The sequence below is a fragment of the Ignavibacteriales bacterium genome, from assembly GCA_026390795.1.
GTDB lineage: Bacteria > Bacteroidota > Ignavibacteria > Ignavibacteriales > Melioribacteraceae > Fen-1258.
In genome coordinates this window covers 1503415-1526725 of sequence record JAPLFG010000003.1, presented here as the reverse complement: position 1 = coordinate 1526725, position 23311 = coordinate 1503415, and the positions used below count along the sequence as shown (strand labels likewise).

Sequence of the window (23311 nt, the reverse complement as noted above, 5' to 3'; positions counted from 1 at the left end):
AAGACAGGATGAATGAATAAAAAAATTAAAGTACTCTGTTTTACCGACGACGTTTCCGGACGTGATGTGGAGATGATGCTTGCTATCCGTTATTTTGCGGAACGATTTCTCAATTGCGAATTCTATCACGCGCTCAATATTGATATTCATGAGATTTATCGCCAACGACCGGAGATCATTCTTCAAGCAAATACAATTGGCTCCAACCTCTATTTCGAAATTTCTAAAATCGCACATGAACAAAACATTCCAATATTTGCTCTGATCTCAGAGGGAAATTTTAGAACCGATGGAAGCTTTGATTATTGGGGATTTAATCGGGACAAAAAATTTTATCAAGAATATGTCTGTTGTTGGAGCGAACGTACAGCGGAATATTTAAGGAAAGAGGTTCCGGAAGCAAAAGAAAAAATTGTAGTAACCGGCGGAGTCGGGTTTGACCGCTATATTATTTATGAATATCTGAGCAAAGAGAATTTCCTTCGCAAATACAGTCGAACTCAATACTCAAAGATTATTGGTTATGCCGGATGGGCATTCGGCAAGCTTGATCACAAACGGGGCAAAACCGAATTGCTTGTCTGGGCGAAGGGTGACGAGAACAGACTGACCTGGATAGAAGAACAGCGCAAAAAGGTTAGAGATATTCTTAAACAAGTAATTAAGAATAATCCATCAACCCTATTTATTCTAAAACAGCATCCGCAGGAAAACGCACCCGAAAGAACAAAGCCTGTAAAAAATGAAATGAGCGAGCTCGCACATTATGAAAATGTTCTCTATTTATGCAGTGAAGAATCGATTCATGATTTAATAAGCGTCTCCGATTTGTGGACTTGCTTCGAATCTACTTCAGCGCTTGAAAGCTGGTTAATGGGCAAGCAAACAATTTTTATTAATCCCGAAAAAGATTTCAACCGGGATTCTCTTTATAAAGGATCTGCTCTCATTCAGAATTATGGTCAATTTCAAAAACTGATTGATGAATTTTATACTCATGGGAGAATCGAACAATTCTTCGATGATTCAAGAGCAACGATCCGGAAAAAGTTGATTAAAGATATTATTGGATTCGGTGACGGGATGAATCATGTCCGGGCGGCACACTATCTTCAAAATACGATTAATAAATATTTTATAACCGAAAGCCGAAAACAGATAACTGATTACAAATCACCAATAACCAATAACCAATCAAAGTATAATTTCCACTTCTGGCATTTTTTAGTTTACTACCTTATAAGAATCGCGGGACCGTTTTACAACCGGGCTTTTTATTCTAAACTTTATAAGGTGAAAAAACATCTCTGGGTTTTTGAAAATTACAAAATGAATAAACTGCAGGAACTGTATAAAAGATATACTCCTTTCTTTGATGAATTCTATAAGAAAAATGGTTTGCCAAATAAATTTTCAAGTGAAGATGGCTTTCAGCAATATACTAAATTATGAATGTGACCTAATAAATTTAAGGATAATTGGGAATGCCTCTTAGCGAATTAGAATTTGAAATAGCATGTAAAGAAATTAATCTAAAAAAAAAGATTAATGTCATCGACCGAAGAAATACCGACCATCCGGAATTCAATGACTGGAATAATTTTCGAATAATTTTAGATAGAGCTGCAAGTGTGCTTGGGTATTGTTATTATCCAAAATCGTTTGGTGATTATTTAATGTCTCTTCCAGAAAAATTTTCTTACATAACCTCAGTTGAAAAAATATTTAAAATTCTTGGTGATTGGAAAGGAATTATAAAATTTGTTCACCGACATGGAAAATCAACATTCTCCCGCTATAGTGACGACTACGAAAGTTTGAGAATTCTCACTACCTCTCAACCGTTAAAGTATCACGGTAAAATTATGATGGGCAAGAATGCTTGGCCCAGGATCGAATTTATAGAACACATTTCAACCATGTGCAATGGGATTCAAAATCCAACGGTGCTTGATGCTGGCTGCGGTACAGGTCTTAATATGTATCTACTTGCTAAATCTAATCCCGAAATGAAAATCTCTGGATTTGAATACACTCATTCTCGTATGGCGTCATGCATTGTCAATCTTATTTATGAATCATTCTATGAAGAACTCTTCCTAGGTGACGTTACAAAAATTGATTTGCCAGATAACTCTTATGATATTGTTTTTACTAATCACGTTCTTGAACAGCTAGGCCAGGCAAGCGCCGAGCTCGCATTAAAGGAAGTTTTTCGTGTATGTAAGAAAGGTGCCGTGTTATGTGAACCGTCTATTCATAACGCTAATGCTTATGAAAAGTGGCGCATGACTAAGCTTGGTTATTGTCGCGATTTATTGGCTATCGCAAAAGGAATTCCTAATTGTACTGTTAAAGAGTATAAAGAAGATACTATTCGCAATTTTCCCAATACAAGTTATACACTTGTGTTGGAGAAGGAACAGAAATAAAATAAATTTTGCTTCTGATCAAGCCAAAGATAGATCGCTTTTCACCTAGTTTGACATATAAATTTCTCCTTTAGGACTTTGGATAATTTCACGCCAAACAGTAAAATAATTTTCATAAATTTGCCCTTAGTTAATATGAGGAAGTATGGACGGAAAGACTATTTTGATTACCGGGGGGACAGGTTCTTTCGGTAAGAAATTTATTGAAACGGTTCTCAAACGTTTCAACCCCAAAAAAATTATTGTTTATAGCCGTGATGAATTAAAGCAGTATGAAATGCAGCAAGACACTCGGTTTCGGAAAGAAGGTGTGTTGATGCGCTATTTTATTGGAGACGTGCGTGATGAGAAAAGGTTATCACGCGCAATGGAAGGAATTGATGTTGTTGTTCATGCCGCGGCTCTTAAGCAAGTACCGGCGGCGGAATACAATCCCTTTGAAGCAGTTAAGACAAATATCATCGGCGGTCAGAATGTAATTAACGCTTCTATTGACAGCGGAGTAAAAAAGGTAATTGCGCTAAGTACGGACAAAGCTGCCGCGCCGATTAATCTTTACGGCGCAACAAAGTTAACATCTGATAAACTTTTCATCGCTGCAAATAATTTTAGAGGAACCCACGATATAAAATTTTCAGTCGTTCGGTACGGAAATGTGATGGGAAGCCGGGGTTCTGTAATACCGTTTTTTATTGAGAAGAAAAAGTCGGGCGTTCTTCCAATTACAGATAAACGAATGACCCGTTTTAATATTACTCTTCAAGAAGGAGTAGATTTTGTTCTTGAGAGTTTTGAGCGAATGTGGGGCGGAGAGTTATTTGTCCCTAAAATTCCTTCGTTTAAGATTTTAGATTTAGCCGAAGCAATAGCGCCGGGAATAAAAATTGAAGAAGTCGGAATTCGTCCCGGCGAAAAAATACACGAAGAAATGATAACCGAAGCTGATGCCGTAAGCACAATTCAGTTTGAAAAATATTTTGTCATTCTACCTTCGGTTCAGCTTGGTGGCGCGGAACAATTAAAATTATGGGATACCGAAAAATTCAGAACTACAAGCAATTCCAAACCCGGAAAATTTTGCAACGATACTTTTAAGTATAACAGCGGAACAAACGAATGGTTTCTTTCAGTTGAGGAATTGAGAGAGCTTATAAGCAAGAATGTGATTGGTGATTAGTTATTGGTGATTAATCATGACTAGCATTAAATCTTTTCATGATCTGGAGATATGGAAATTATCCCATCAGCTTGTTTTAGAAGTTTATAAAATCTCGAAAATGTTTCCTAAGGAAGAAAATTTCCGAATTACTTCTCAGTTAATAAGAGCATCATATTCGATTCCTTCAAACATTGCCGAGGGGATGGGCAGATACACAAGAAAAGAGTTTATAAATTTTCTCACAATTGCCCGTGGTTCAGTAGAGGAATGCAAATATTTAATTTTACTAGCCAAAGATTTAGGATATATATCCGAAGTCATATTTACTGAATTAACATTAAAATATGATTCTCTTGGTAAAATGATTAATTCATTAATTAATTCTTTAAAAAGAAAATCGGCTTAAACAAATATGAATAAAAAGCAACCAACAACTAATAACCAAAAACCAACAACCAAAATATATTCTTACGGCAAACAGACAATTGACGATGCCGATATTCAATCTGTTGTTGAAACACTTAAAAGCGACTGGCTTACACAGGGTCCTACTATCCAGAAATTTGAGCAAGCGCTGAATGAAAAGTTTGGAAGTAAATATGCCTCTGCAGTTGTAAATGGAACCGCCGGACTGCATCTTATCGCAATGGGTTTGGGATGGAAAAAAGATGATGTCGTTATCACATCGCCCATAACATTTCTTGCAAGTGCAAACTGTGCAATATATGTCGGTGCAACACCCGATTTTGCCGATATCAATGAATCAACTTATACAATTGACCCGAATGAGCTTGAATGGAAGTTGAAGCAATATTCAATTCGAAACAGAAAAGTCAAAGCTGTTGTTGCAGTTGATTATGCCGGTCATCCTTGTGATTGGGATGCTTTAAAATCATTGCAGAACAAATATGAATTCCAACTTGTAAATGATTACTGCCATTCACCCGGCGCCGAATATAAAAATGATATCCAATACGCCGCAAAATTTGCAGATGTTGTGAATATGAGCTTTCACCCGGTAAAACATATAACAACGGGTGAGGGCGGCGCTATTTTGTCGAATGATGATTCATTGGATAATAGAATCAAAACCTTAAGGACTCATGGAATCACAAAAGATGAATCAGTATTAGAAAAGAATGACGGACCGTGGTATTATGAAATGCATGAAGTTGGATTTAATTACCGCCTAACAGATTTCCAGTGCGCACTAGGAATTAGCCAGCTAAAAAAAATTGATCGTTTTTTAGAAAAACGAAGAGCAATAGCACAATACTACGATGATTTTTTCGGAAAAGATGATAGATTTATCATACCCAATGTTTCGGAAGATTATAAACACGCTTATCATCTCTATCCTCTTCAGATAAAATTTGACGAATTAAAGATTTCAAAAAAAATATTCTTTTCGAAAATGAAAGAAAAGAATATTTTGCTACAGGTTCATTATGTGCCTGTTCATCTTCAACCGTTTTATAAAAACAATTTCGGATTTAAGCACGGCGATTTTCCAATTGCGGAAATATTTTATGAAAGGGAATTATCAATTCCAATGTACCCTACTCTTTTAAATGAAGATTTAGTTTACATCACTAAATCAATTGTTGAAACTCTGGATAAAATAAAATGAAAATATCAATTGTTACAGAAGGGTTATACAATAGAGGTTATGGCCACGTTACCCGTTGTCTCTCCCTTTATCAAGCGTTTGAAGAAAGAAACCTTTTTCCTACATTATTTATTAACGGTGATAATGAGTGCATGCCATTCATCCCGGAAACAAGGCATGATTTATTCGATTGGATGACTAATCAAGATGAATTAATTGAAAAAATCTCCAATAGTGATATTGTTATTGTTGATTCATATCTAGCCCCGCTGGATTTATATCAACGAATTGCCGCTACTGCGACATTAACAATCTATATTGATGATTACGTGCGCTTGAATTATCCGGAAGGAATTGTTGTTAACGGTTCAATTAATGCCGAACAATTAGGATATCCAACAAAAGTGGGCACTACTTACTTGCTTGGACCAAAATTTACACCTTTACGAAAAGATTTTTGGGCAGGAAGAGAAAAAACAATTAAGGGCAATATTCAATCCGTCCTATTAACTTTTGGCGGACAAGATTTAGAAAATTTAACACCTCGCATGCTTCGTATGTTAGTTAGAAATCAACCCGAAATGAAAAAAAATGTTGTTGTCGGAAGCGGTTTTAGAAATATCGATTTGATAAACGAAGCCAAAGACGATCAAACCGAAATTTTTTATTCTCCTTCAGGTTTAGAAATGATGAAAATAATGTATGAGAGTGATATTGCCATGTCTGCCGCTGGTCAAACAATTTACGAACTTGCCAGAGTCGGTGTGCCTACTATTGCAATTACAGTCGCGGAAAACCAAGAGAATAACTTAACCGGTTGGATCAAAGAAGGGTTTTTAACAACGTATTTCAACTATGAAACCGTTAATCTAGAAAATCGTCTTCTTACTGTTTTTAATAGTTACGAAGAAAGGGAGGTCCGTTTAAAACTGAGCATGACTGGGAGAAAAAAAGTTGACGGTCTTGGTGCACGAAGAACTATCAGCGCAATTTTAGAGCATGTAATTAAAAAAAACGGCGGCTGTTATTTACGCACTGCCCGAGACATTGATACAATGATGGTTTTCAATTTATCCAATGAGAGATCTGTTCGTTTGAATTCGGTTGATCAATCTCAAATTAAATGGCAAGATCATATAAAGTGGTATAGTGAAAAAATTAATGATAATAATTGTCTCTTCTTTTTGGCTTTTAATAGTAACGATGAGTTTGTAGGGCAGGTAAGATTTGATATTAGACTCAACTACGCCGTTATAAGTATAAGCATCGATAAAAAATTTAGGGGGAAAGGACTCTCCTCTCCACTTTTGATAAAGAGCAGTTTTCAATGTTTGAAAGAAAAACCAAAAGTTAAATCTATTCTTGCATACATTAGACACGCAAATACTACTTCAATAAAAGCCTTTGCAAGTGCGGCTTATGTTTTTTCTCATGAAGAAGTTATGAATGACGAAAAATTCTTAGTCTATAAATTGACGCGAAAAGTATGACCATTACAATCGGCAATAGAACCATCGGCGGAACAAATAATATTTTTATTATCGCAGAAATCTCTGCTAATCATAATCAAAAATATGATGTAGCCCTTGAATCTATTAAAGCAATTAAAGATTGCGGCGCGGATGCGGTTAAACTCCAAACCTATACAGCCGATACATTAACGATTGACAGCGATAAAGAAAATTTCAAAATTCAGCAAGGAACCATTTGGGACGGTACAACTTTATACAAGCTGTATCAACAAGCTTACATGCCGTGGGAGTGGCAGCCGAAATTAAAACAATATGCAAAAGAACTTGGATTAATCTGCTTCTCGTCTCCGTTCGATAAAAGCGCTGTTGATTTTCTAGAGAAGATAAATGTCCTGGCTTATAAAATTGCTTCGTTCGAAATCGTCGATATTCCTTTGATTGAATACACTGCTTCTAAGGGAAAACCGGTTATACTTTCAACAGGAATAGCAACAGAAGTTGAGATTAATGAGGCAATAGAAGCATGCAGACGGATGGGGAATAATCAAATTGCTCTTTTAAAATGCACTTCCGAATACCCCGCATCAATTGAAGATGCTAATCTAAAAATGATTCCGGCTCTCGCAGAAAAGTTTAATACAGTTGTAGGTCTGTCAGATCACACACTGGGCACAATAGTGCCGGTTGCCGCCGCCGCTTTAGGCGCAAAAATTATTGAAAAACATTTTATACTTGATAAAAGTTTAGGCGGACCCGATTCTTCTTTTTCACTTGAACCTGCCGAATTTAAAAAAATGGTTACTGAAATTAGGCAAGTTGAGAAAGCTCTCGGTGAAGTTAATTTCGATTTATCCGATAAAACAAAAAAGAGTAGAATGTTTGCCCGCTCATTATTTGTTGTTCAGGATATTCGCGCCGGTGAAAAATTTACAGAAGATAATGTTCGCTCCATAAGACCATCATATGGATTGCCGCCAAAATTTCTAAAAGAAATTTTGGGCAAAAAAGCATCAACGGATATTGAACGGGGAACACCATTAGACTGGACTCTAATTGAAGATTGAGAAGCAAGATCTTGGAATTACCGCAATAGTACAAGCGCGCTCCGGCTCAACCCGCCTGCCGGGAAAAATTCTGAAAAAAATTTACAATGAACCGATTCTATGGCATGTAGTTAACCGTCTATCATATTCTAAATTGATCAATAAAATTATTATTGCAACGACAGATCTAGCCGAGGATGATCAAATTCAAGAATTTTGTGAAGCGAATAAATTTTTGTTCTACCGCGGAAGTTCAGAAGATGTTCTTTCGCGATATTTTAATGCCGCAAAATCATTTGAAGCCAAAATCATAGTTAGAATTACTTCCGACTGTCCCGTGATTGATTATTCAATTGTTGATAGGATGCTGGAAATTTTTATTTTTGAAAATCGGTTAAATAAATTAGATTACTTAAGCAATGTTTTACCGCGTACTTTTCCCCGAGGGCTGGATACGGAGATATTCACTTTTGCCGTTTTGGAAAGAACATACAACGAAGCCAATCAAGTTTACGAACACGAACATGTAACTCCATATATTTATAATCATCCCGCGCAATTTGCAATTAAAAATTTTTCCAATGAAAAGGATTATTCAATCCATCGCTGGACAGTTGACACACAGGAAGATTTTAATCTAATCGAGGAAATCTATAAATCTCTTTATGAGAAAAATAAAATCTTTCTTTTTGAAGATATATTAAAACTTTTTGAAGAGCAGCCCGATCTTATCCGGATTAATCAGAACATTCAACAAAAAAGAATTGGAGAGTAAAATGAAAATCACCCGTCGTGATTTTGTTAAAGCCGGCGCACTTGTAAGCGGCGGATTAATGGTAAATCAACTTTCTCCTTCAAATATATTTGGGCAACAACCGGTTGACGGAAATTTGATTGCCGTTTCAACCTGGGGCGGTACAATTAAATCAACTGAAAAAGCTTTTGAATATTTGAAAGCCGGGAAAAATTCACTCGATGCTTTAGAAGCCGGTATCCGTGTTGCAGAGGATGATCCGACAAATAGTTCCGTTGGTTACGGAGGATTTCCGGATGAGGATGGTATTGTTACACTCGATGCATCGGTTATGGACTGGAATGGTAATGCAGGTTCGGTCGGATGTATTGAAGGAATAAAAAACCCGATCTCTGTAGCAAAACTTGTTATGCAGAGAACAAAACATGTAATGCTAGTCGGCGACGGCGCAAAAAAGTTTGCGCTACAAAACGGATTCAAAGAAGAAAACCTTTTAACAGAAAATTCCCGGCAAGCATGGGAGAAATGGAAGAAGGAGAATCCGCATGGTGTAAATCGTGTTGATGAGAAGAATCATGATACAATTGGATTGCTGGCAATTGATAATTCCAACAATCTTAGCGGAGGTGTTTCAACAAGCGGAATGGCATGGAAGATTCACGGAAGAGTTGGCGATTCTCCAATTATCGGTGCTGGTATGTTTGTAGATAATGAATTTGGCGGTGCTGTTGCGACTGGAAACGGAGAATTTGTGATGAGAACAGTCGGAAGTTTTTTAGTTGTTGAAAAAATGCGGGACGGTCTTTCTCCGCAAGAGGCATGTGAGTTTGCAATCAAGAGAATCTATAAGACAGCAAAGAACAACAAGGATATTCAAATTGGTTACCTCGCAATTAACAAGAAAGGTGACGTTGGCGCATTTTCATTATATGACGGTTTTACTTATGCGCTGACAAACGGAAAAGAAAGCAAAGTAGTGAAGAGTGAGTTTTTGACGAAGTAAAACATAATAGATCATTCAGCTTTTAACTAACTGCAAACAAAAATGGTGTTGTTATGAAAACAATAATCTCTTTCTTGTTTCTCTTTACAATAATTTTTCTTTCCCGATCTTATTCGCAGACAAAAGAAGATTCTCTGGCTATCAAAAGTTGTGCTTCAAATTATATCGAAGGATTTTATGAGGGCAATGCAGAACGGATGGAAAAAGCATTACATCCTGAACTTGCTAAAAGAATTGTAAGAACCGATCCTCAATCCGGCAGACAACGTTTTGACCAAATGAGTGCGCTGACGCTAATAAATATTACAAAAGCCGGCGGCGGCAAATCTATTCCCGCGGATCAAAGAATTTTTGAATTTAAAATCCTAGACATCACCGGGAATAATGCAAGTGTTCGGACTGTTGCTAAAGGATTTTTCGATTACATTCATCTTGCCAAATGGAATGGTGAGTGGAAAATTGTAAACGTCTTGTGGGATTTTATTAAGAACTAAAATCAATTAGTGGCATTAAGTTTCTCTGCGCGGTCTGCTAATTTTAATTTTTCTACCAGCTCATGCAAATCGCCTTCAATAATTTCCGAAAGGTTATAGAGAGTTAAACCGATTCGGTGATCAGTAACTCTATTTTGCGGAAAGTTGTATGTTCTAATTTTATCGCTCCGGTCACCGCTTTTAACCATAGTTTTCCTTGTGGCGGCAATTTCGCTATTCTGCTCGTTCAACTTCAAATCATATAAGCGTGCCTTCAAAACTTTCATCGCTTTGTTCCGGTTCTTCAATTGCGAACGTTCGTCCTGGCACTGAACAACAAGTCCGGTCGGCAGGTGAGTTATGCGAATTGCGGTTTCAACTTTATTTACGTTCTGACCGCCGGCGCCTCCGCTTCTGTAAACATCAATCCTTAAATCACCGGGATCAATATTCACTTCAACATCTTCAACCTCAGCAAGAACAACAACCGATGCAGCCGAAGTGTGCACGCGTCCGTTTGCTTCCGTTGCCGGAACACGTTGAACTCGATGAACACCGCTCTCAAATTTTAAATCGGCGAAAACACTTGTACCGATCAGACTAAAAACAACTTCTTTAATTCCGCCGATGCCGGTATCGTTCAAATCAATTACCTCTTGTTTCCAGCCCCGGATTTCAGCATAGCGGGAATACATTCTATAAAGATTTGCGGCAAAGAGTCCGGCTTCATCGCCTCCGGTTCCTGCACGTATTTCCATAATTACGTTTTTATCATCATCGGGATCTTTCGGAACGAGAAGAAATTTTATTCTTTCTTCCATCAAATCGCGTTTGGCTTTTAATTCATTTAATTCGCTCTCGGCAATTTCAGAAAGTTCTTTATCCTCGCCGCTATCGATAATTTCTTGATTGCCCTTGATGTTATTAAGAAGGCTGTCGTACTCATTAAAAGCTTCAACAATATCAATAAGTCCGCTTCTCTCTTTGCTTAATGAAATAAGTTTCGATTGAACGGAAAGATTTCCCGGATCCGACAATTGCTCGTTTATCTTATCGTACTTTTCTTTTATTGATTTTAACTTGTCGTAGATTTCCATTGGTCCTCTAATTAAAGCCGGCAGATCCGGTAAAATTTGCGGGCAAATATACTCAAGTTAGCGATGAATTTCTAAGAAGCGTGGTCTATGGCAAGTTATCAAGGAAAAGAGATCAAGTCATTTCTCGCAATGCCGCCAGATACATTTGCTGAATTTCGAGAGAAGGAAATTCTTCATTGCCCGATCGATTCGATTTTAGATTGAAGTGTTGGAACATCTGATCCAGAGCATCAAACATATTTAGTGATTGCAAACCGGTGTCTCTTAAATAATGAATCAGCTTCAATGTGCGGAAACCGTCAAACCAAATCATTTTCTGTTTTTGTATTTGCTCTTCAGCTTTAGAGTTGGCGACAATTTTCCCCCAGCTTTCTTGAAATGAATTTTCAATTAGAAAGGAATGCAGAGCATGATGAATTTCTTCCGCATTTTTTAAGTATTGATCTGCTTCAAGGATCTCTGGAGAATTAAAACATTGAAGCCATTCTTTCAGCACTTTAAAAGATTTTGGATTATACAAAAGATATTCGTCATGAGTCCCGGCAAAATATCTGTTAACTCTTTGTCCAGTACCGAATGGTACACGCCACGAGCCGCGGCTTGCCGGATAAACTTTTGCCGAATTAATTTTTTTTATTGATGTTATCTTCGCAAGCTTTTCCATAAAATAAAAATCTTCTGCGGCTTTCTTCTTATTCATCCCGGCGATTTTGAGATAGCTTTCGTAATCGCAGATCATTGTAGAACCGATTGTTGGAAACGCAAACGGAGAATTTGCAAAGTTTAATCCAAGTACATAATACCGGAGAAATATTTCGTAACAAATGATTGCGAATTTTTCTTTTTCATTTTCCGGAAGAAGATGTTCATACTGTACATAAGCCGCTTTAGTCTTTTCGCTTTTAAATTCTTGAACGATATTGGTTAAATAGTTTTTGTCAACGGTACAATCGGCATCTAGACAGATTAATATTTTCTTTTCTTTATTAGTGTAATCAAAATGAGTTAGCGCTATATCCATCCCGATTTTTCTTGCTAATCCAACTCCCCCGTCCTTTTCCGGCAGTTCCAAATTTGTACTTGATGCATCAATCAACCCAACATTCAATTCGGTTTGACGGATTTTCTCGAAAAGATCAGTATCGTTTTTTCCGGCAATGATCTCACGGATGGATACCAGACTTTTCATATTATCGTTTTTAATCTCTTCATCCGAACCATTCATGTTATTAACGACAAAAATTACCAATGTCTCTTTAAAATATTTATTGTCATTCTGAACAAATGATTTTAAAAGGCGATGAATGTTTTCACATTCTTGAATAGCAGGAACAACTATGATATTGTTATAACTCTTCTCGCCGGAAAGTTCGAGCTTCCAGGTGCCGGCGCTATACTTATTTATATATTTTTTTACTTCCGGCGGTAATTCTTTATTCATCGTGGATATTTTCATGAAAAGTAATTTTGAGAAATGATTTGTTTAGCAGCTTCATAGTCGGGTCCGTCAATCCAATTAATTTTAACTCCCTCTCTTTCCATCTTTCTAAACCACGTCATCTGCCTTTTGGCAAAACTATGAATTGCACTGTTAAGCTTTTGAAACATATCGTTATAGTTCAATTCTCCCTTTAAATATCTTCCCAGAAATTTATACTCAAGTCCGAACAAATCGAGCCGATCAAAAGAGAGTCCCGCATCAATCAGCCGTTTAACTTCTTCAATCATCCCGTTTTCTAACCGGCGCTTTAAGCGGGCGGTTATTCTCTTTTTTATTTCTTCCCTTTCAAGCCTAACCCCAATTATTAAGGAATTGATCTCCGGGCTTTTTATTTTGTTGTTGGTTTCGGATTCAGCAATCATGATTGCGCGTATCACTCGATCTTTAATAAGCAAGTCTGTTGTATTATGCAAAGACGGACTCAGATTTTTTAAAATTGTAGTCAATTGTTCGATTGAAAGATCGCTCATTTCCGAATAACGCTCATCGTCAAACTCAACCTTATTTAGGCTATAGTTCTTCAGAATAGAATGAAGATACAAACCGGTTCCGCCGACAAGAAAAGGAATTTTCATTCGCGAAGTAATTTCATTAAATATTTGATAGAACTGTTTATTGAAGAGAAATAAATTAAACTCGTCTTCCGGCTCGATTACATCAACCAAATGATATGGGACTGTTTTTCCATTAATAATATAATCGCTTAAATCCTTTCCGGTACCGATATCCATTCCTTTATAGACCTGGCGCGAATCGGCAGAAATTATCTCTCCTCCAAAATAATCAGCAAGCGAGGCACCGAGAAATGTTTTGCCAACGGCGGTAGGACCAAGAATGGTAATTAAATTATTCTGCATAAATTATAATCGAAGCCGGATTGTTGACCGCTCTCATTTATTCACCGGCAAAAATGATTAAAATGCCGAAGCGATCGGAAGTGTAATCATAAATGTAGCGCCTTCACCGAGTGCGCTTTGGACGTTTATTGTACCGTCGTGGGCTTCAATAATTTTTTTAGTTATCGCAAGACCTAATCCGGTGCCCTCTTTTTTACCTAGAGTCATAAACGGTTCAAAAATTTTCTCTTTGAAGCCATCGGAAATGCCAAGTCCGTTGTCTTTAAAAGAAATTTCAACTTTTTTGTCTGCCCGTTTTGTTGAGATAATAATTTTACCTCCATCCGGCATTGCGTCGCAAGCATTTTTAACTATATGCTGATATGTCTGGAAAAATTCTTTTACATCAAGCTTAACCGTAACATCCTTATCAAATTCATTTTGTATTTGGCAATTACGGCTTCCAACTAATTGCTCAACTCGTGAAGCATAATCGCTAAGTGTGCTATTAAGACTCACATTCAACATTCGTAATATTGGTTTCCCTTCGGAATAGCTTGAAGTAGTTTGAACCAAATCCGCAACTTGATTCAGTTGGTCGAGCAGCATATCAAGAACCTGAACAGCATCCGGCGGTAACGATTTAGTTCGCAAATGCTCGGCATATCTTTTACTCACTAAGACCGGTTTCTTAATATCCTGAATTAAAAAGTTTGCCATTTTTCCAAGTGAATGAACTCTTTCTCCTTGCAAAAGTTTTTCAACTAATTCCGCATTGTTAAGTGCAATGGCGGAATGAATTGAAAGTGCCGCTAAAAATTCTTCATCACGTTTTGTGAATTCGCCGTTAGCGCTGTTAAGAAGCTGAAGAACGCCAACTATATTACCCTTGTTATTTTTGATCGGGAAGCAGATCATATTTTTAGTTGTATAACCGCTTTCACGGTCAAAATCCGCTTTGAACCGGGAATCTTTACGAACATCCTTTATGTTAATTGTTTCACCGCTTTTTGCAACAAACCCGGCTAGCCCCTCGCCAATTTTCAAACGGATTTCTCGCATCTCATCACCGAGTGTTATCAGCGACCAGAGTTCACCTTTTTCATTATCAACTAGGTAGAGCGTGCCGCGGTCTGAGTGAGTCAGATCTTTTGCTACATCGATAATATTTTTTAATACTTCATCAACATGAATGGTTGAATTAACAAGTTCTGCGGCTTTTATAATCATTTGAAGTTCGTCGGCATTCATCTCTTCCTCCATTTGTGAATCAAACATGGACGAATTTACTTGGAAGGGCGGTTGGTTAAACACTTCTTCAGAAACTTCCGGCTTCTTAATCTCTTCAATAATTTTTTCTTCTTCACCAAAAACAGTTTCAGGTCCGAAATCTTCAATTGTGATTGGAGCTTCCGGTTCGGCGATTTCTTCTTCATGTAATTCCGGAATAGATTGTTCCACTTCAAGAATTGGGATTTCATTCTGCGGAGGTATTTCACCGGTTAATGGTTTCCTGGAAACGATTGGTTCGTCTTTTAATCCAAAACTTTGAAAAAATGCATCATCGCTTTCTTTTACTTCCGGTTTCGAATCGTTTATCTTTTTGCTTGGCTCAAATGAGGATGTATTTCCGCTTAAGATATTAAATAGCGCATCATTTAATTCAGTTGTTGGACGGGTAATTCTCGCATTTGTCGGTTCTTCCGGTAATTCAACATCCGCTTTAGGAATTCCGTCTTCATTCAAGAATGCGTTCTCATCAAAGGTAAATTCTTTTATCGGCGCCGGGGTTAATTCTGTGCTTGATGTAAAATTATCAATCGGATGAATAATATTTTCTTCCTTAGTTCTTGAAATATCTGCGATTGATTTAAAAAATTCTTGAGGATTTGGTTCTTCGTCTTTTGAAGATTCGATTATATTGTTTGATTTAGTTTCGGCTGTCGAAGTCCAGTGTAAATCTGACGATGGAGAAGGTTCCGCATTTTTTATTTGATCTGATGAGTTGCGGGCAACATTATTTGCAGAGAGCATTTCTTCATCTATTTCGGCAACGGGCTCGCGCAGATTGATCAGAATTTCATCGTCCTGTTGAATCAATGCTTCAATTTCTTCACGGGATAATGCTATCAAATAAGAATCTCTTAACGCTACAGCAGTTGATGTGCGCGCAGTCTCCTCAAAAAATTCTTCGTGACCAAAGAAATCATTTTCGCTAAAGATAAATGATTTCGTTTTTCCAAGCAGACGTTTCTTTAGAATATTTATCTCTCCGCTCGTAATAAGATAAATTATATCGGCAATATCACCTTCGCGGTAGAGAATTTCTCCTTCTCCGATAGTTATTAGCCGTCCACGCACACCGGTCATGCTAATTTTCGATATATCGGCGTTTTTAAGTAATTTGTTACGGCTTAATGTTATTAATAATTGATTTTCCATTTATCGGATATTTATTGAGGTAATTTATGCCCAAAAGCGAAATAGCTCTTGCCGTCAAACACCTTTCCAAACACGATAAGGTGCTCTCAACAATAATAAAAAACTTTGGCATTATCAATTTAACAAGTCATAAGAAATATTTTGAATTGCTGCTCTGTTCTATTATCGGGCAGCAATTATCCGTCTATGCAGCGGCTTCAATTGAGAAAAGGTTTTTAAATCTTTTCAACAATAATCCTTTACCGGATCTAGTTCTACAAACAGATGACCTGGTATTGCGTTCGGTTGGATTATCAAATTCGAAGGTGAAATATGTAAAAGATCTTTCGCAAAAAATTATTTCCGGCGAACTAAAATTAAAAGGTTTTTCAAAAATGTCGGATGACGAAATCATCGCAGAACTTACAAAAGTAAAAGGAATCGGAATTTGGACATCCCACATGTTTTTAATTTTTACTCTGGGAAGGTTGAATGTTCTTCCTGTTGGCGATCTTGGTATTCGTAAGTCTATAATGGTAAATTACCGCTTGAAAAAATTACCGGAAGATAAAACAATCCATTCAATCGCTAAAAACAACGGTTGGCATCCATACTGCTCGGTTGCAAGTCTTTATTTATGGCGCAGTTTAGATACAAAAGGTGAATCTCAACTAAAATAAAAGCATCAAATGATATGGACGAACTAAAACTTATTGAACAAGCTCAACACGGTGACAAAAAAGCTTTGACCGAGCTTGTAAAACTTTACGAACAAACTGTTTTCAATTTCTCTTTTAAGATTTGCAGGAATAAAGAAAAAGCAGAAAATACCATGCAGGAAACATTTTTGAGCATGGTGAAAAATATAAAACAGTTCAGCGGAGAATCGAAACTTTCTACATGGCTCTACCGTGTTGTTTCGAATCATTGTCTAATGCTTGCGCGTTCAGCCGGTAAATATGAATTTGCTTCATTTGAGGATGAAGATGCTAAAATCGACGAAAAAAGCATTGCCGATTGGAAAGTGACTCCCGATAAAGTTGCAGAAAGCAATGAATTGAAAGCCATTTTAGATAAGGCAATTGAAAAACTTCCAGCCGATTACAGAATTGTATTTATGCTTCGGGATGTTGAAGGATTATCAACTGAAGAAACGGCAAAAATGGTAGAGTTGTCAATTCCGGCTGTAAAATCGCGCCTGCACAGGGCGAGAGCATTTTTAAGAGATGAATTAAATGAGAGATTTAAATATGAGCGAGAATAAACCTATCTGTAAAGATGTGATGGCGCACATCTGCGATAATCTTGGCGAGGAATTAAATTCGTCAAAGTGCGTTTCAATTAAAGCTCATCTAGAAAATTGTGAGAGCTGCAAACATTATTTCAAATCTGTGGAAACAACAATCGAGTTTTATAAAAAATACAACGTTACAGTCTCTGAAGATGCACACAATAGATTAATGGATTGCTTGGGATTAAGCGACCGGCAGGGTGATTGACCAATAATTAATTGTTTCCGTATAATAAAAAACCCGCTTCGGTTTATTCCGGACCGGGTTTTTAATTTTAGCATTAATAAGAAATTACTTTTTCTCTTCCAACGTCGATCTGAAATATTTTTCCGCTTCATCCGGTTTAAACAAATTTTCCGGTGTTTGCTCAACATCGGGAATTCTTCCGTTCAGAAGATCATCAATTACTTTTTCATTCAATTGATTAGGATGAATTCTTCCAGAAATTTTTCCATCTCTGCCAATTAAAATGATATTTGGAATTGCCCATGCGTTGTATTTCCTGAATGTGCGGAAATCATTGTCCATTGCTATAATCGTGTTCAATCTATTTTTCTTCAAGAGCGGAATAATTTTACTTTCCGGTTCATACGTAATTGAAATTACTTTTAACTTTTTGTCCTTATACTTTTCAACAAGATCATTCATATGCGGAAAAGCTTGTATGCATGGACTGCACCATGTAGCCCAAAAATCCAAAAGTACTACTTCATCTTTCATATTTAACAAATCCATGTAGGCAGAATCTTTTTCATCCAATGGTGCAATTTCCAATTTGGATGGTGCGGAACCAATAATTTCCGATTTTTGACCGTAAATCAATCCGGAAAAAAATAAAATAATTATCAGAAATAATCTCTTGTTCATCAATCGTCTCCTAAGCATCAGCTTTTTTTCAAGTAAACATTTCCATTGATAGTTTTAATCTTGATTTTATTTTTTCCGCCGTTGATCGTTCCAGTTCCATAAACATATTTTCTAGGAGAGCCTTTAGAGTTATCCCACTCTTTCGTTCTCTCTTCTTTAACCGGAAAATCACTAACTATTTTTAACTTGTTAAATTCATCATCGGATTTCACTTTTTTGTCTTTTGCATAAGCGATTTCAATTTCAATATCCATTGATAATCCTTCCGGAACAGTAAGCGTAATATCTCCGCCCATCGATTGAAGAGAGACATCTCTCTTTCCTTCATTTGGATTGCCAACCATTTTTACATTAACATCACCGCCCATTGTTTTTGCTTTGATCCAGCCGTTGATCTCTTTTACTTCAATGTTGCCGCCCATCGTTTCGGCGTCAATAAATTTAGCAGCTTTATTAATAGTAATTGGCCCGCCCATAGTTTTTACTTTGGCACCATTCATCGCTTGATCAACTTCAATAGATCCGCCCATGGTGGAAATTGTTATTTCTTTACCGGATGAATTATTTCTTCCTCTAACATTGTTTTGTTTTATGCTTCCGCCCATAGTTGATAAATCTAAAGTTCCGATGAGATCATCAACATCAATTGATCCACCCATCGTTTCAACCTTGCCGTCAAGATCACATCTCTCTACATTAATTGAGCCGCCCATTGTTTTCATTTTCGCTGTTCCTTTAAGATCGGACATACTAATAGCTCCGCCCATAGTGGTTCCTTCAAATTCACCTTCAGCTTTTTTTAAATTGATAGAGCCACCTGTTGTTGTAAATTCAATATTATACTTTCGCGGCATCATAACCAGCACTTTTATATTTGTGCTATTGTGTTTACTCTTTTCTTTATAGTCAGATTCAACTTTTACATCATTTCCGCTTTGACTGAATTCGAATTCCACATTATCGGCATCTCGTCCGCTTAGCTGAACTTCGACACTAACGAGTTCTTTATCCCATCCTTCGGCAGTAATAGAAGCACCCGACTTTAGATCAAAATTTAATTTGCCTCCGGCTTTAACTTGAAATTCTTTTTTGATTTCTTTGTTGTCAGAAGAAAGATTCTTCTCTGAATTACCTTTTTTATTTTTAAAGACATTCGTGCTCGCCGGAACAGCGGCAATAAAAATCAATCCTAAAATTCCTAGTAAAATAATTACTGCAAACTTTTTCATTTCTTTCTCCTTTAGTTATAAACCTTTTTTAATTTTGATCTCATCATTAACAGACTTCAAATAAATTTTACTGCTGCCGCCGTTGATCTTGTAAATGCCAACTATATCACGAGCTTTATCATCTAAATTGTAAGATTGGGAATCAAAATCTGAGTGAATTTTATAATCATCTTTTGAGTACTTCCATCCACCTTGAACATGTATGCGGGCATCCACCGTAACATTTGCTGATGAAGAAAGAGTTAAATCAATTGAGCCCATATTTGTAGTGATTTTGCTTTCACTATTTGCAGCCGGATTAAGTCCGATAGCTATTGATCCAGACATGGTTTTTAGATCAACGCTTCCGTCCACTTTTTTAAAATCAATATCTCCGCCGCTTGTCTTTGCTTTGATTATTCCTTTGGCGCTATTCAGCATTAAATTGCCACCTGATGATTCCATATTAAGATTTCCCGATGAAAAGTTGACCGTTACATCTCCGCCATAAGTTACCAAATCCGAATCACCACCTAATTCACCAACATTTATGTCGCCGCCATAAGTTTTAGCGTTTACACCTGCTTTGGAATTTTTAATTTTAATATCCCCGCCGTTAGTAGAAACCTTTGCGTTTTTACCGTTAATAGAACCGATCGAAATATCGCCGCCGTAGGTATTGACGTCGCAATCACCGGCTATTTCATTGAGGTTAATATCTCCTCCCTTTGTTTCAACTTTAGCAGAACCAACTATATTCTTTGAACTAATCTCGCCGCCATAAGTATCAATTGTCACAGATCCATCAACATTGTTCTGCAGTGAAACATCTCCGCCCATAGTCTTGAGATCAAGATTAAACTTTGCCGGTACGGTGAATGTAAAGGTTATTTCATCTTCGGTATCGTCTTCATCATTATCAAATTTTACGAAGAGTTCGTTTCCTTTCATCTCCGTTTCAAGTTTTTTAAATGTGTCGTCGCTAAGACCTTCAACTGAAATAAGTATTTCATCCTTATCCCATGTTTGTATAATAATTCCGCCAGCCATGAGATCAACATTTAATTTTCCGCCTTTGGAGACTTTGAATGACTTGGTTTTTCCATCTTCCCGGCTGGCTGCATACAGCATATTTGTCGTCAGTAATAAGACTGCTGCAAATGCGAGTAAATATTTTTTACTTTTCATATTATTCTATCTCCTTCAAAATAGAAGCCGCTCGTATTTTAACAAACGAATTTTTTTGAACTTGTGATTGTTTTGTTAATTCTTGTTTTAAAACTTCATCTATAATATTCTGCCTATGATTCCAATCAGCCAGCGCATTTATTGCCGCAACACGAATTCCGGAATTTTTATCCTTTGAAAGTACATTTAGCATTACATCCCGGATCTGGTCATCAAAGGGATAATTTTGTAAAGCGAGCAAAGCTTCTCTTCTTACAGCCGGGTTTTTATCTTTTTTGAGCGCCGCAATTAACGCGTTCTTAATTTTTAGATCCGGCTTAAAAGTTTCACTTGTTACTTGATTTGAGATTGCGCTAATGCTTTTTATTCTGATGCCGTCGTTTGAGCCTTCAAGAAGAGCCTTAATCAGCGATTCATATAAGCCGCTTTTATTAATGTTTCTTTTTTCAAAACTTGGAGAGTCAAAGTTGTTTGACATCTGTTTATCATTATTCGTCTCGGAAATTGTGTTCTCTTGTGGGGTGTTGACGGTTGCCTGTTTATTTAGAATTGATGGATATTGTGCTGTTTTTAAGAACATCATATAAGCAATTCCAATACTCGCGATCAAAGTAACGGCTCCGCCCAAAACCAAACTATGATTGCGGTAGAAGTAGAATCTAACTCTTTCAATTAAATCCGGCATAAAAGAAGTTTCGTTTGATGATTGTCTGATTTTTCTCAGTAATGACTGACGTGAGTTGATCAGTAAGCGTTCATCGGCTTCGGACGGTTTACTCTTCGCAATTAAAGTGAATTCATTTTTGATCTTCTCGAATTCTTCTCTTAACTGATTTTCTTCCATCATCGCATTTTCAAGTTCAATTCTTTCTTTATCTTGAAGTTCATCCAATAGATAGAGGTAAACTTGTTCTATGAATTTTTCTCTGTTCATTCTTTCTCCTTTAACTGTCATGCCGAACTTGTTTCAGCATCTGATAATAGATTCCGGATCAAGTCCGGAATGACAACGACCGTCATCTTACATCTCTCATAACATTTTTCAATCGGTCTCTCATTTTGTGAGTTGCTGTAAAGAGATATTTCTTAACGGCTCCTTCGCTGCATTGCATCATTTCCGCTATTTCTCGAATCTTATATTCTTCAAAATATTTTAATGTAAAAACCATCTTCTGCTGCGGCGGAAGTTCGTTCAATGCCTTGTTAATATGTTTTGAAATATCTTTTCCTACCGTAAGCTCATCAGATAATTTATTGTCGGTAAGTGTTTCCGCAAGTGTTGTTGAGTTCTCATCGCCGGAATAAATTTCTTTGTGTATCGATTCATGATCTTTCTTTCTAGATTGATGAGTAATACAGACGTTTGTTGTAATTCTAAAAATCCATGTTGAGAACTCGCTTTTGAACCGGAAGTTTTTAAGTCCGCGGTAAACACGCATAAATACTTCCTGGTAGATATCCTTAGCATCATCATCGTTGTTACGAAAAGATTTGGCGATGTTTATAACATGCCGGTCGTAACGGTATACCAACTCTTCAAAAGCTGCCATGTCGCCTTGTTGTGCGTTAATTATTAATTGATTGTCGCTCAAACTCATTCTGTATTACTTCTGGTTGTTTAGACTTTGTGTTATAATAAAAGGTTGTCCTGCAAAGAGAGAAAAAGTTGCTTTTTAATAGAATGAAGAAATCGAATATTTAATTAGGAATGCGGGAACGAAAATTGAATCTGAGATTATGTCATGATAATTCATTTGATAAATAGTAACTGTTTCTCAAGTCATTCTCATTTCCAGAGATTCATATACTTATGCCCGCTTCCCGTATTGAACAGAACAACCGATTCATCATTATTTACCCAGTTCATTTTCAGCAGATTTTTTAATGCGGCAAGTGCTGCGCCGCCTTCCGGTGCGGCAAAAATCCCTTCAGTTCTTCCAATTATATTTGTTGATTCAAAAATTTCTTCATCACTTACGGCAATAGCGGTTCCGTTACTTTCTCTTATTGCGCGAAGAATCAAAAAATCTCCTACTGCCGCCGGTACACGTAAACCATCGGCGATTGTTTTTGCCCCGCTCCACATCTCGGCAAATTGTTTACCATCGTCAAATGCTTTTACTATCGGCGCGCATCCGGTTGATTGAACCGTAACCATCCGAGGTCTTTTTGAACCAATCCATCCTAATTTTTCCATTTCATCAAATGCTTTCCACATTCCAATTAGTCCTGTACCTCCTCCGGTTGGATAAATAATAACATCGGGCAGATTCCAGTTCATTTGTTCGGCAACTTCATACCCCATTGTTTTTTTCCCTTCAATCCGGTATGGTTCTTTCAAGGTAGATACATCAAACCTTCCGAATTTTTTAACTCCTTCTGCTGCTAATTTACCGCAGTCGGTTATAAGTCCATCAACTAAAGTGACTTCGGCACCCAAAGCTTTACATTCAGAAATAAATGGAAGCGGTACATCCTTCGGCATAAACACAAATGATTTCATTCCAGCTAACGCAGCATAAGCACTCATAGCTCCCGCAGCATTTCCCGCTGATGGAATCGAGACTTCTTTAATTCCAAATTCATTGGCTTTCGAAATTGCCAAACAAAGTCCCCGCGCTTTGAATGAAGTTGTCGGGTTGAGCCCTTCATCTTTTATAAAAACATTCTTCATTCCAATTTCTTTACCAAGCCGCGATGCCTTAATCAAAGGTGTAAATCCTTCTCCCAGTGATAACTTAAATTGTTGATCAATAATTGGAAGCATTTCGTGGTACCGCCAAAGAGTTGATTCTCTATCCTTCAATTTATCTTTTGCAAATTCTTTCTGTGCCGATTGCATATCATATCTAGCAAGTAGTGGCTTTCCACACTCGGGGCATAAATTCCAAATTTTATCTTTATCGTAAATTTTTCCGCAATAACCGCATTCCAGGTGAGAGAAATAGCTCATAAA

At 37.1% G+C, this 23311-nt stretch carries 23 protein-coding genes; 13 read left to right on the top strand and 10 right to left on the bottom strand.

Going from position 1 to position 23311, the window contains the following annotated elements; genetic code table 11:
* The first annotated feature begins 12 nt into the window (after positions 1 to 12).
* The 10 genes from NTX65_10395 (at position 13) to NTX65_10350 (ending at position 9966) form a co-directional block, all read left to right on the top strand.
* Entirely contained in the window at positions 13 to 1452 is a 1440-nt protein-coding gene (locus NTX65_10395; GenBank protein ID MCX6169743.1) for a hypothetical protein, read from the top strand.
* A gap of 32 nt (positions 1453 to 1484) precedes the next feature.
* Complete coding sequence (locus NTX65_10390; GenBank protein ID MCX6169742.1) at positions 1485 to 2432, top strand: class I SAM-dependent methyltransferase; 948 nt, start codon at positions 1485 to 1487, stop codon at positions 2430 to 2432.
* Positions 2433 to 2577: 145 nt separating this feature from the next.
* Positions 2578 to 3609: a UDP-N-acetylglucosamine 4,6-dehydratase (inverting) gene (gene pseB / locus NTX65_10385; protein ID MCX6169741.1), complete on the top strand. Its 1032-nt coding sequence runs from the start codon at positions 2578 to 2580 to the stop codon at positions 3607 to 3609.
* A gap of 16 nt (positions 3610 to 3625) precedes the next feature.
* On the top strand, positions 3626 to 3997 hold the full coding sequence (locus NTX65_10380) for a four helix bundle protein (protein ID MCX6169740.1): 372 nt from the start codon (positions 3626 to 3628) through the stop codon (positions 3995 to 3997).
* Between the two features lie 6 nt (positions 3998 to 4003).
* Entirely contained in the window at positions 4004 to 5221 is a 1218-nt protein-coding gene (gene pseC / locus NTX65_10375) for a UDP-4-amino-4,6-dideoxy-N-acetyl-beta-L-altrosamine transaminase (protein MCX6169739.1), read from the top strand.
* Positions 5218 to 6690, top strand: coding sequence for a GNAT family N-acetyltransferase (locus NTX65_10370; protein ID MCX6169738.1), 1473 nt, complete (start codon positions 5218 to 5220; stop codon positions 6688 to 6690). Before pseC ends, NTX65_10370 begins: the two co-directional genes overlap by 4 nt.
* Positions 6687 to 7736, top strand: a complete 1050-nt coding sequence (gene pseI, locus NTX65_10365) for a pseudaminic acid synthase (GenBank protein ID MCX6169737.1) — start codon at positions 6687 to 6689, stop codon at positions 7734 to 7736. Before NTX65_10370 ends, pseI begins: the two co-directional genes overlap by 4 nt.
* On the top strand, positions 7726 to 8490 hold the full coding sequence (locus NTX65_10360) for a glycosyltransferase family protein (GenBank protein MCX6169736.1): 765 nt from the start codon (positions 7726 to 7728) through the stop codon (positions 8488 to 8490). Before pseI ends, NTX65_10360 begins: the two co-directional genes overlap by 11 nt.
* Position 8491: 1 nt before the next feature.
* The gene (locus NTX65_10355; GenBank protein MCX6169735.1) at positions 8492 to 9472 is read left to right on the top strand and encodes a N(4)-(beta-N-acetylglucosaminyl)-L-asparaginase; all 981 of its coding nucleotides are present in this window, start codon (positions 8492 to 8494) and stop codon (positions 9470 to 9472) included.
* Between the two features lie 53 nt (positions 9473 to 9525).
* The gene (locus NTX65_10350) at positions 9526 to 9966 is read left to right on the top strand and encodes a nuclear transport factor 2 family protein (GenBank protein MCX6169734.1); all 441 of its coding nucleotides are present in this window, start codon (positions 9526 to 9528) and stop codon (positions 9964 to 9966) included.
* A 2-nt stretch (positions 9967 to 9968) separates the two neighbouring features.
* Here NTX65_10350 and prfA read toward each other — a convergent pair whose 3' ends face one another.
* The 4 genes from prfA to NTX65_10330 all read right to left on the bottom strand — a co-directional run bounded on the left by prfA (position 9969) and on the right by NTX65_10330 (position 15821).
* Positions 9969 to 11042 carry a peptide chain release factor 1 gene (gene prfA, locus NTX65_10345; protein ID MCX6169733.1) on the bottom strand — a complete coding sequence of 358 codons (1074 nt, stop codon included), beginning with the start codon at positions 11040 to 11042 and terminating at the stop codon, positions 9969 to 9971.
* A gap of 112 nt (positions 11043 to 11154) precedes the next feature.
* The gene (locus tag NTX65_10340; protein ID MCX6169732.1) at positions 11155 to 12483 is read right to left on the bottom strand and encodes a hypothetical protein; all 1329 of its coding nucleotides are present in this window, start codon (positions 12481 to 12483) and stop codon (positions 11155 to 11157) included.
* Positions 12484 to 12494: 11 nt separating this feature from the next.
* Complete coding sequence (gene miaA, locus NTX65_10335; protein ID MCX6169731.1) at positions 12495 to 13400, bottom strand: tRNA (adenosine(37)-N6)-dimethylallyltransferase MiaA; 906 nt, start codon at positions 13398 to 13400, stop codon at positions 12495 to 12497.
* A gap of 57 nt (positions 13401 to 13457) precedes the next feature.
* On the bottom strand, positions 13458 to 15821 hold the full coding sequence (locus NTX65_10330; protein MCX6169730.1) for an ATP-binding protein: 2364 nt from the start codon (positions 15819 to 15821) through the stop codon (positions 13458 to 13460).
* Positions 15822 to 15847: 26 nt separating this feature from the next.
* Here NTX65_10330 and NTX65_10325 point away from each other — a divergent pair, with 26 nt between their 5' ends.
* From NTX65_10325 to NTX65_10315, 3 genes are read left to right on the top strand one after another with little or no spacing between them, the layout of a single operon-like run.
* Positions 15848 to 16480 (top strand): hypothetical protein, encoded by a 633-nt coding sequence (locus NTX65_10325; protein ID MCX6169729.1) that lies wholly within the window; start codon positions 15848 to 15850, stop codon positions 16478 to 16480.
* A gap of 14 nt (positions 16481 to 16494) precedes the next feature.
* Positions 16495 to 17064: a sigma-70 family RNA polymerase sigma factor gene (locus NTX65_10320; protein MCX6169728.1), complete on the top strand. Its 570-nt coding sequence runs from the start codon at positions 16495 to 16497 to the stop codon at positions 17062 to 17064.
* Positions 17051 to 17299, top strand: coding sequence for a hypothetical protein (locus NTX65_10315; protein MCX6169727.1), 249 nt, complete (start codon positions 17051 to 17053; stop codon positions 17297 to 17299). Before NTX65_10320 ends, NTX65_10315 begins: the two co-directional genes overlap by 14 nt.
* 84 nt (positions 17300 to 17383) lie before the next feature.
* Here the strand turns inward: NTX65_10315 and NTX65_10310 are convergent, their stop codons facing one another.
* The 6 genes from NTX65_10310 to NTX65_10285 all read right to left on the bottom strand — a co-directional run bounded on the left by NTX65_10310 (position 17384) and on the right by NTX65_10285 (position 23308).
* Positions 17384 to 17959 (bottom strand): TlpA disulfide reductase family protein, encoded by a 576-nt coding sequence (locus tag NTX65_10310; protein ID MCX6169726.1) that lies wholly within the window; start codon positions 17957 to 17959, stop codon positions 17384 to 17386.
* A 17-nt stretch (positions 17960 to 17976) separates the two neighbouring features.
* Positions 17977 to 19188: a hypothetical protein gene (locus NTX65_10305; GenBank protein MCX6169725.1), complete on the bottom strand. Its 1212-nt coding sequence runs from the start codon at positions 19186 to 19188 to the stop codon at positions 17977 to 17979.
* Positions 19189 to 19203: 15 nt separating this feature from the next.
* On the bottom strand, positions 19204 to 20355 hold the full coding sequence (locus NTX65_10300; protein MCX6169724.1) for a DUF4097 family beta strand repeat-containing protein: 1152 nt from the start codon (positions 20353 to 20355) through the stop codon (positions 19204 to 19206).
* A gap of 1 nt (position 20356) precedes the next feature.
* Positions 20357 to 21289 (bottom strand): HEAT repeat domain-containing protein, encoded by a 933-nt coding sequence (locus NTX65_10295; GenBank protein MCX6169723.1) that lies wholly within the window; start codon positions 21287 to 21289, stop codon positions 20357 to 20359.
* 82 nt (positions 21290 to 21371) lie between these two features.
* Entirely contained in the window at positions 21372 to 21953 is a 582-nt protein-coding gene (locus NTX65_10290) for an RNA polymerase sigma factor (protein MCX6169722.1), read from the bottom strand.
* Positions 21954 to 22141: 188 nt separating this feature from the next.
* Positions 22142 to 23308 (bottom strand): threonine synthase, encoded by a 1167-nt coding sequence (locus tag NTX65_10285; GenBank protein MCX6169721.1) that lies wholly within the window; start codon positions 23306 to 23308, stop codon positions 22142 to 22144.
* Positions 23309 to 23311 lie beyond the last annotated feature (3 nt).

Bases quoted from the DNA above. Each gene is read 5' to 3' on its own strand.
- NTX65_10380 (MCX6169740.1), top strand. From the start codon at position 3,626: ATGACTAGCATTAAATCTTTTCATGATCTGGAGATATGGAAATTATCC.
- NTX65_10340 (MCX6169732.1), bottom strand. From the start codon at position 12,483: ATGAATAAAGAATTACCGCCGGAAGTAAAAAAATATATAAATAAGTAT.
- NTX65_10325 (MCX6169729.1), top strand. From the start codon at position 15,848: ATGCCCAAAAGCGAAATAGCTCTTGCCGTCAAACACCTTTCCAAACAC.
- NTX65_10320 (MCX6169728.1), top strand. From the start codon at position 16,495: ATGGACGAACTAAAACTTATTGAACAAGCTCAACACGGTGACAAAAAA.
- NTX65_10315 (MCX6169727.1), top strand. From the start codon at position 17,051: ATGAGCGAGAATAAACCTATCTGTAAAGATGTGATGGCGCACATCTGC.
- NTX65_10350 (MCX6169734.1), top strand. From the start codon at position 9,526: ATGAAAACAATAATCTCTTTCTTGTTTCTCTTTACAATAATTTTTCTT.
- NTX65_10310 (MCX6169726.1), bottom strand. From the start codon at position 17,959: ATGAACAAGAGATTATTTCTGATAATTATTTTATTTTTTTCCGGATTG.
- NTX65_10390 (MCX6169742.1), top strand. From the start codon at position 1,485: ATGCCTCTTAGCGAATTAGAATTTGAAATAGCATGTAAAGAAATTAAT.
- NTX65_10355 (MCX6169735.1), top strand. From the start codon at position 8,492: ATGAAAATCACCCGTCGTGATTTTGTTAAAGCCGGCGCACTTGTAAGC.
- miaA (MCX6169731.1), bottom strand. From the start codon at position 13,400: ATGCAGAATAATTTAATTACCATTCTTGGTCCTACCGCCGTTGGCAAA.
- NTX65_10330 (MCX6169730.1), bottom strand. From the start codon at position 15,821: ATGGAAAATCAATTATTAATAACATTAAGCCGTAACAAATTACTTAAA.
- NTX65_10395 (MCX6169743.1), top strand. From the start codon at position 13: ATGAATAAAAAAATTAAAGTACTCTGTTTTACCGACGACGTTTCCGGA.
- pseC (MCX6169739.1), top strand. From the start codon at position 4,004: ATGAATAAAAAGCAACCAACAACTAATAACCAAAAACCAACAACCAAA.
- NTX65_10370 (MCX6169738.1), top strand. From the start codon at position 5,218: ATGAAAATATCAATTGTTACAGAAGGGTTATACAATAGAGGTTATGGC.
- NTX65_10290 (MCX6169722.1), bottom strand. From the start codon at position 21,953: ATGAGTTTGAGCGACAATCAATTAATAATTAACGCACAACAAGGCGAC.
- NTX65_10285 (MCX6169721.1), bottom strand. From the start codon at position 23,308: ATGAGCTATTTCTCTCACCTGGAATGCGGTTATTGCGGAAAAATTTAC.
- NTX65_10300 (MCX6169724.1), bottom strand. From the start codon at position 20,355: ATGAAAAGTAAAAAATATTTACTCGCATTTGCAGCAGTCTTATTACTG.
- pseB (MCX6169741.1), top strand. From the start codon at position 2,578: ATGGACGGAAAGACTATTTTGATTACCGGGGGGACAGGTTCTTTCGGT.
- NTX65_10295 (MCX6169723.1), bottom strand. From the start codon at position 21,289: ATGAACAGAGAAAAATTCATAGAACAAGTTTACCTCTATCTATTGGAT.
- NTX65_10305 (MCX6169725.1), bottom strand. From the start codon at position 19,188: ATGAAAAAGTTTGCAGTAATTATTTTACTAGGAATTTTAGGATTGATT.
- prfA (MCX6169733.1), bottom strand. From the start codon at position 11,042: ATGGAAATCTACGACAAGTTAAAATCAATAAAAGAAAAGTACGATAAG.
- pseI (MCX6169737.1), top strand. From the start codon at position 6,687: ATGACCATTACAATCGGCAATAGAACCATCGGCGGAACAAATAATATT.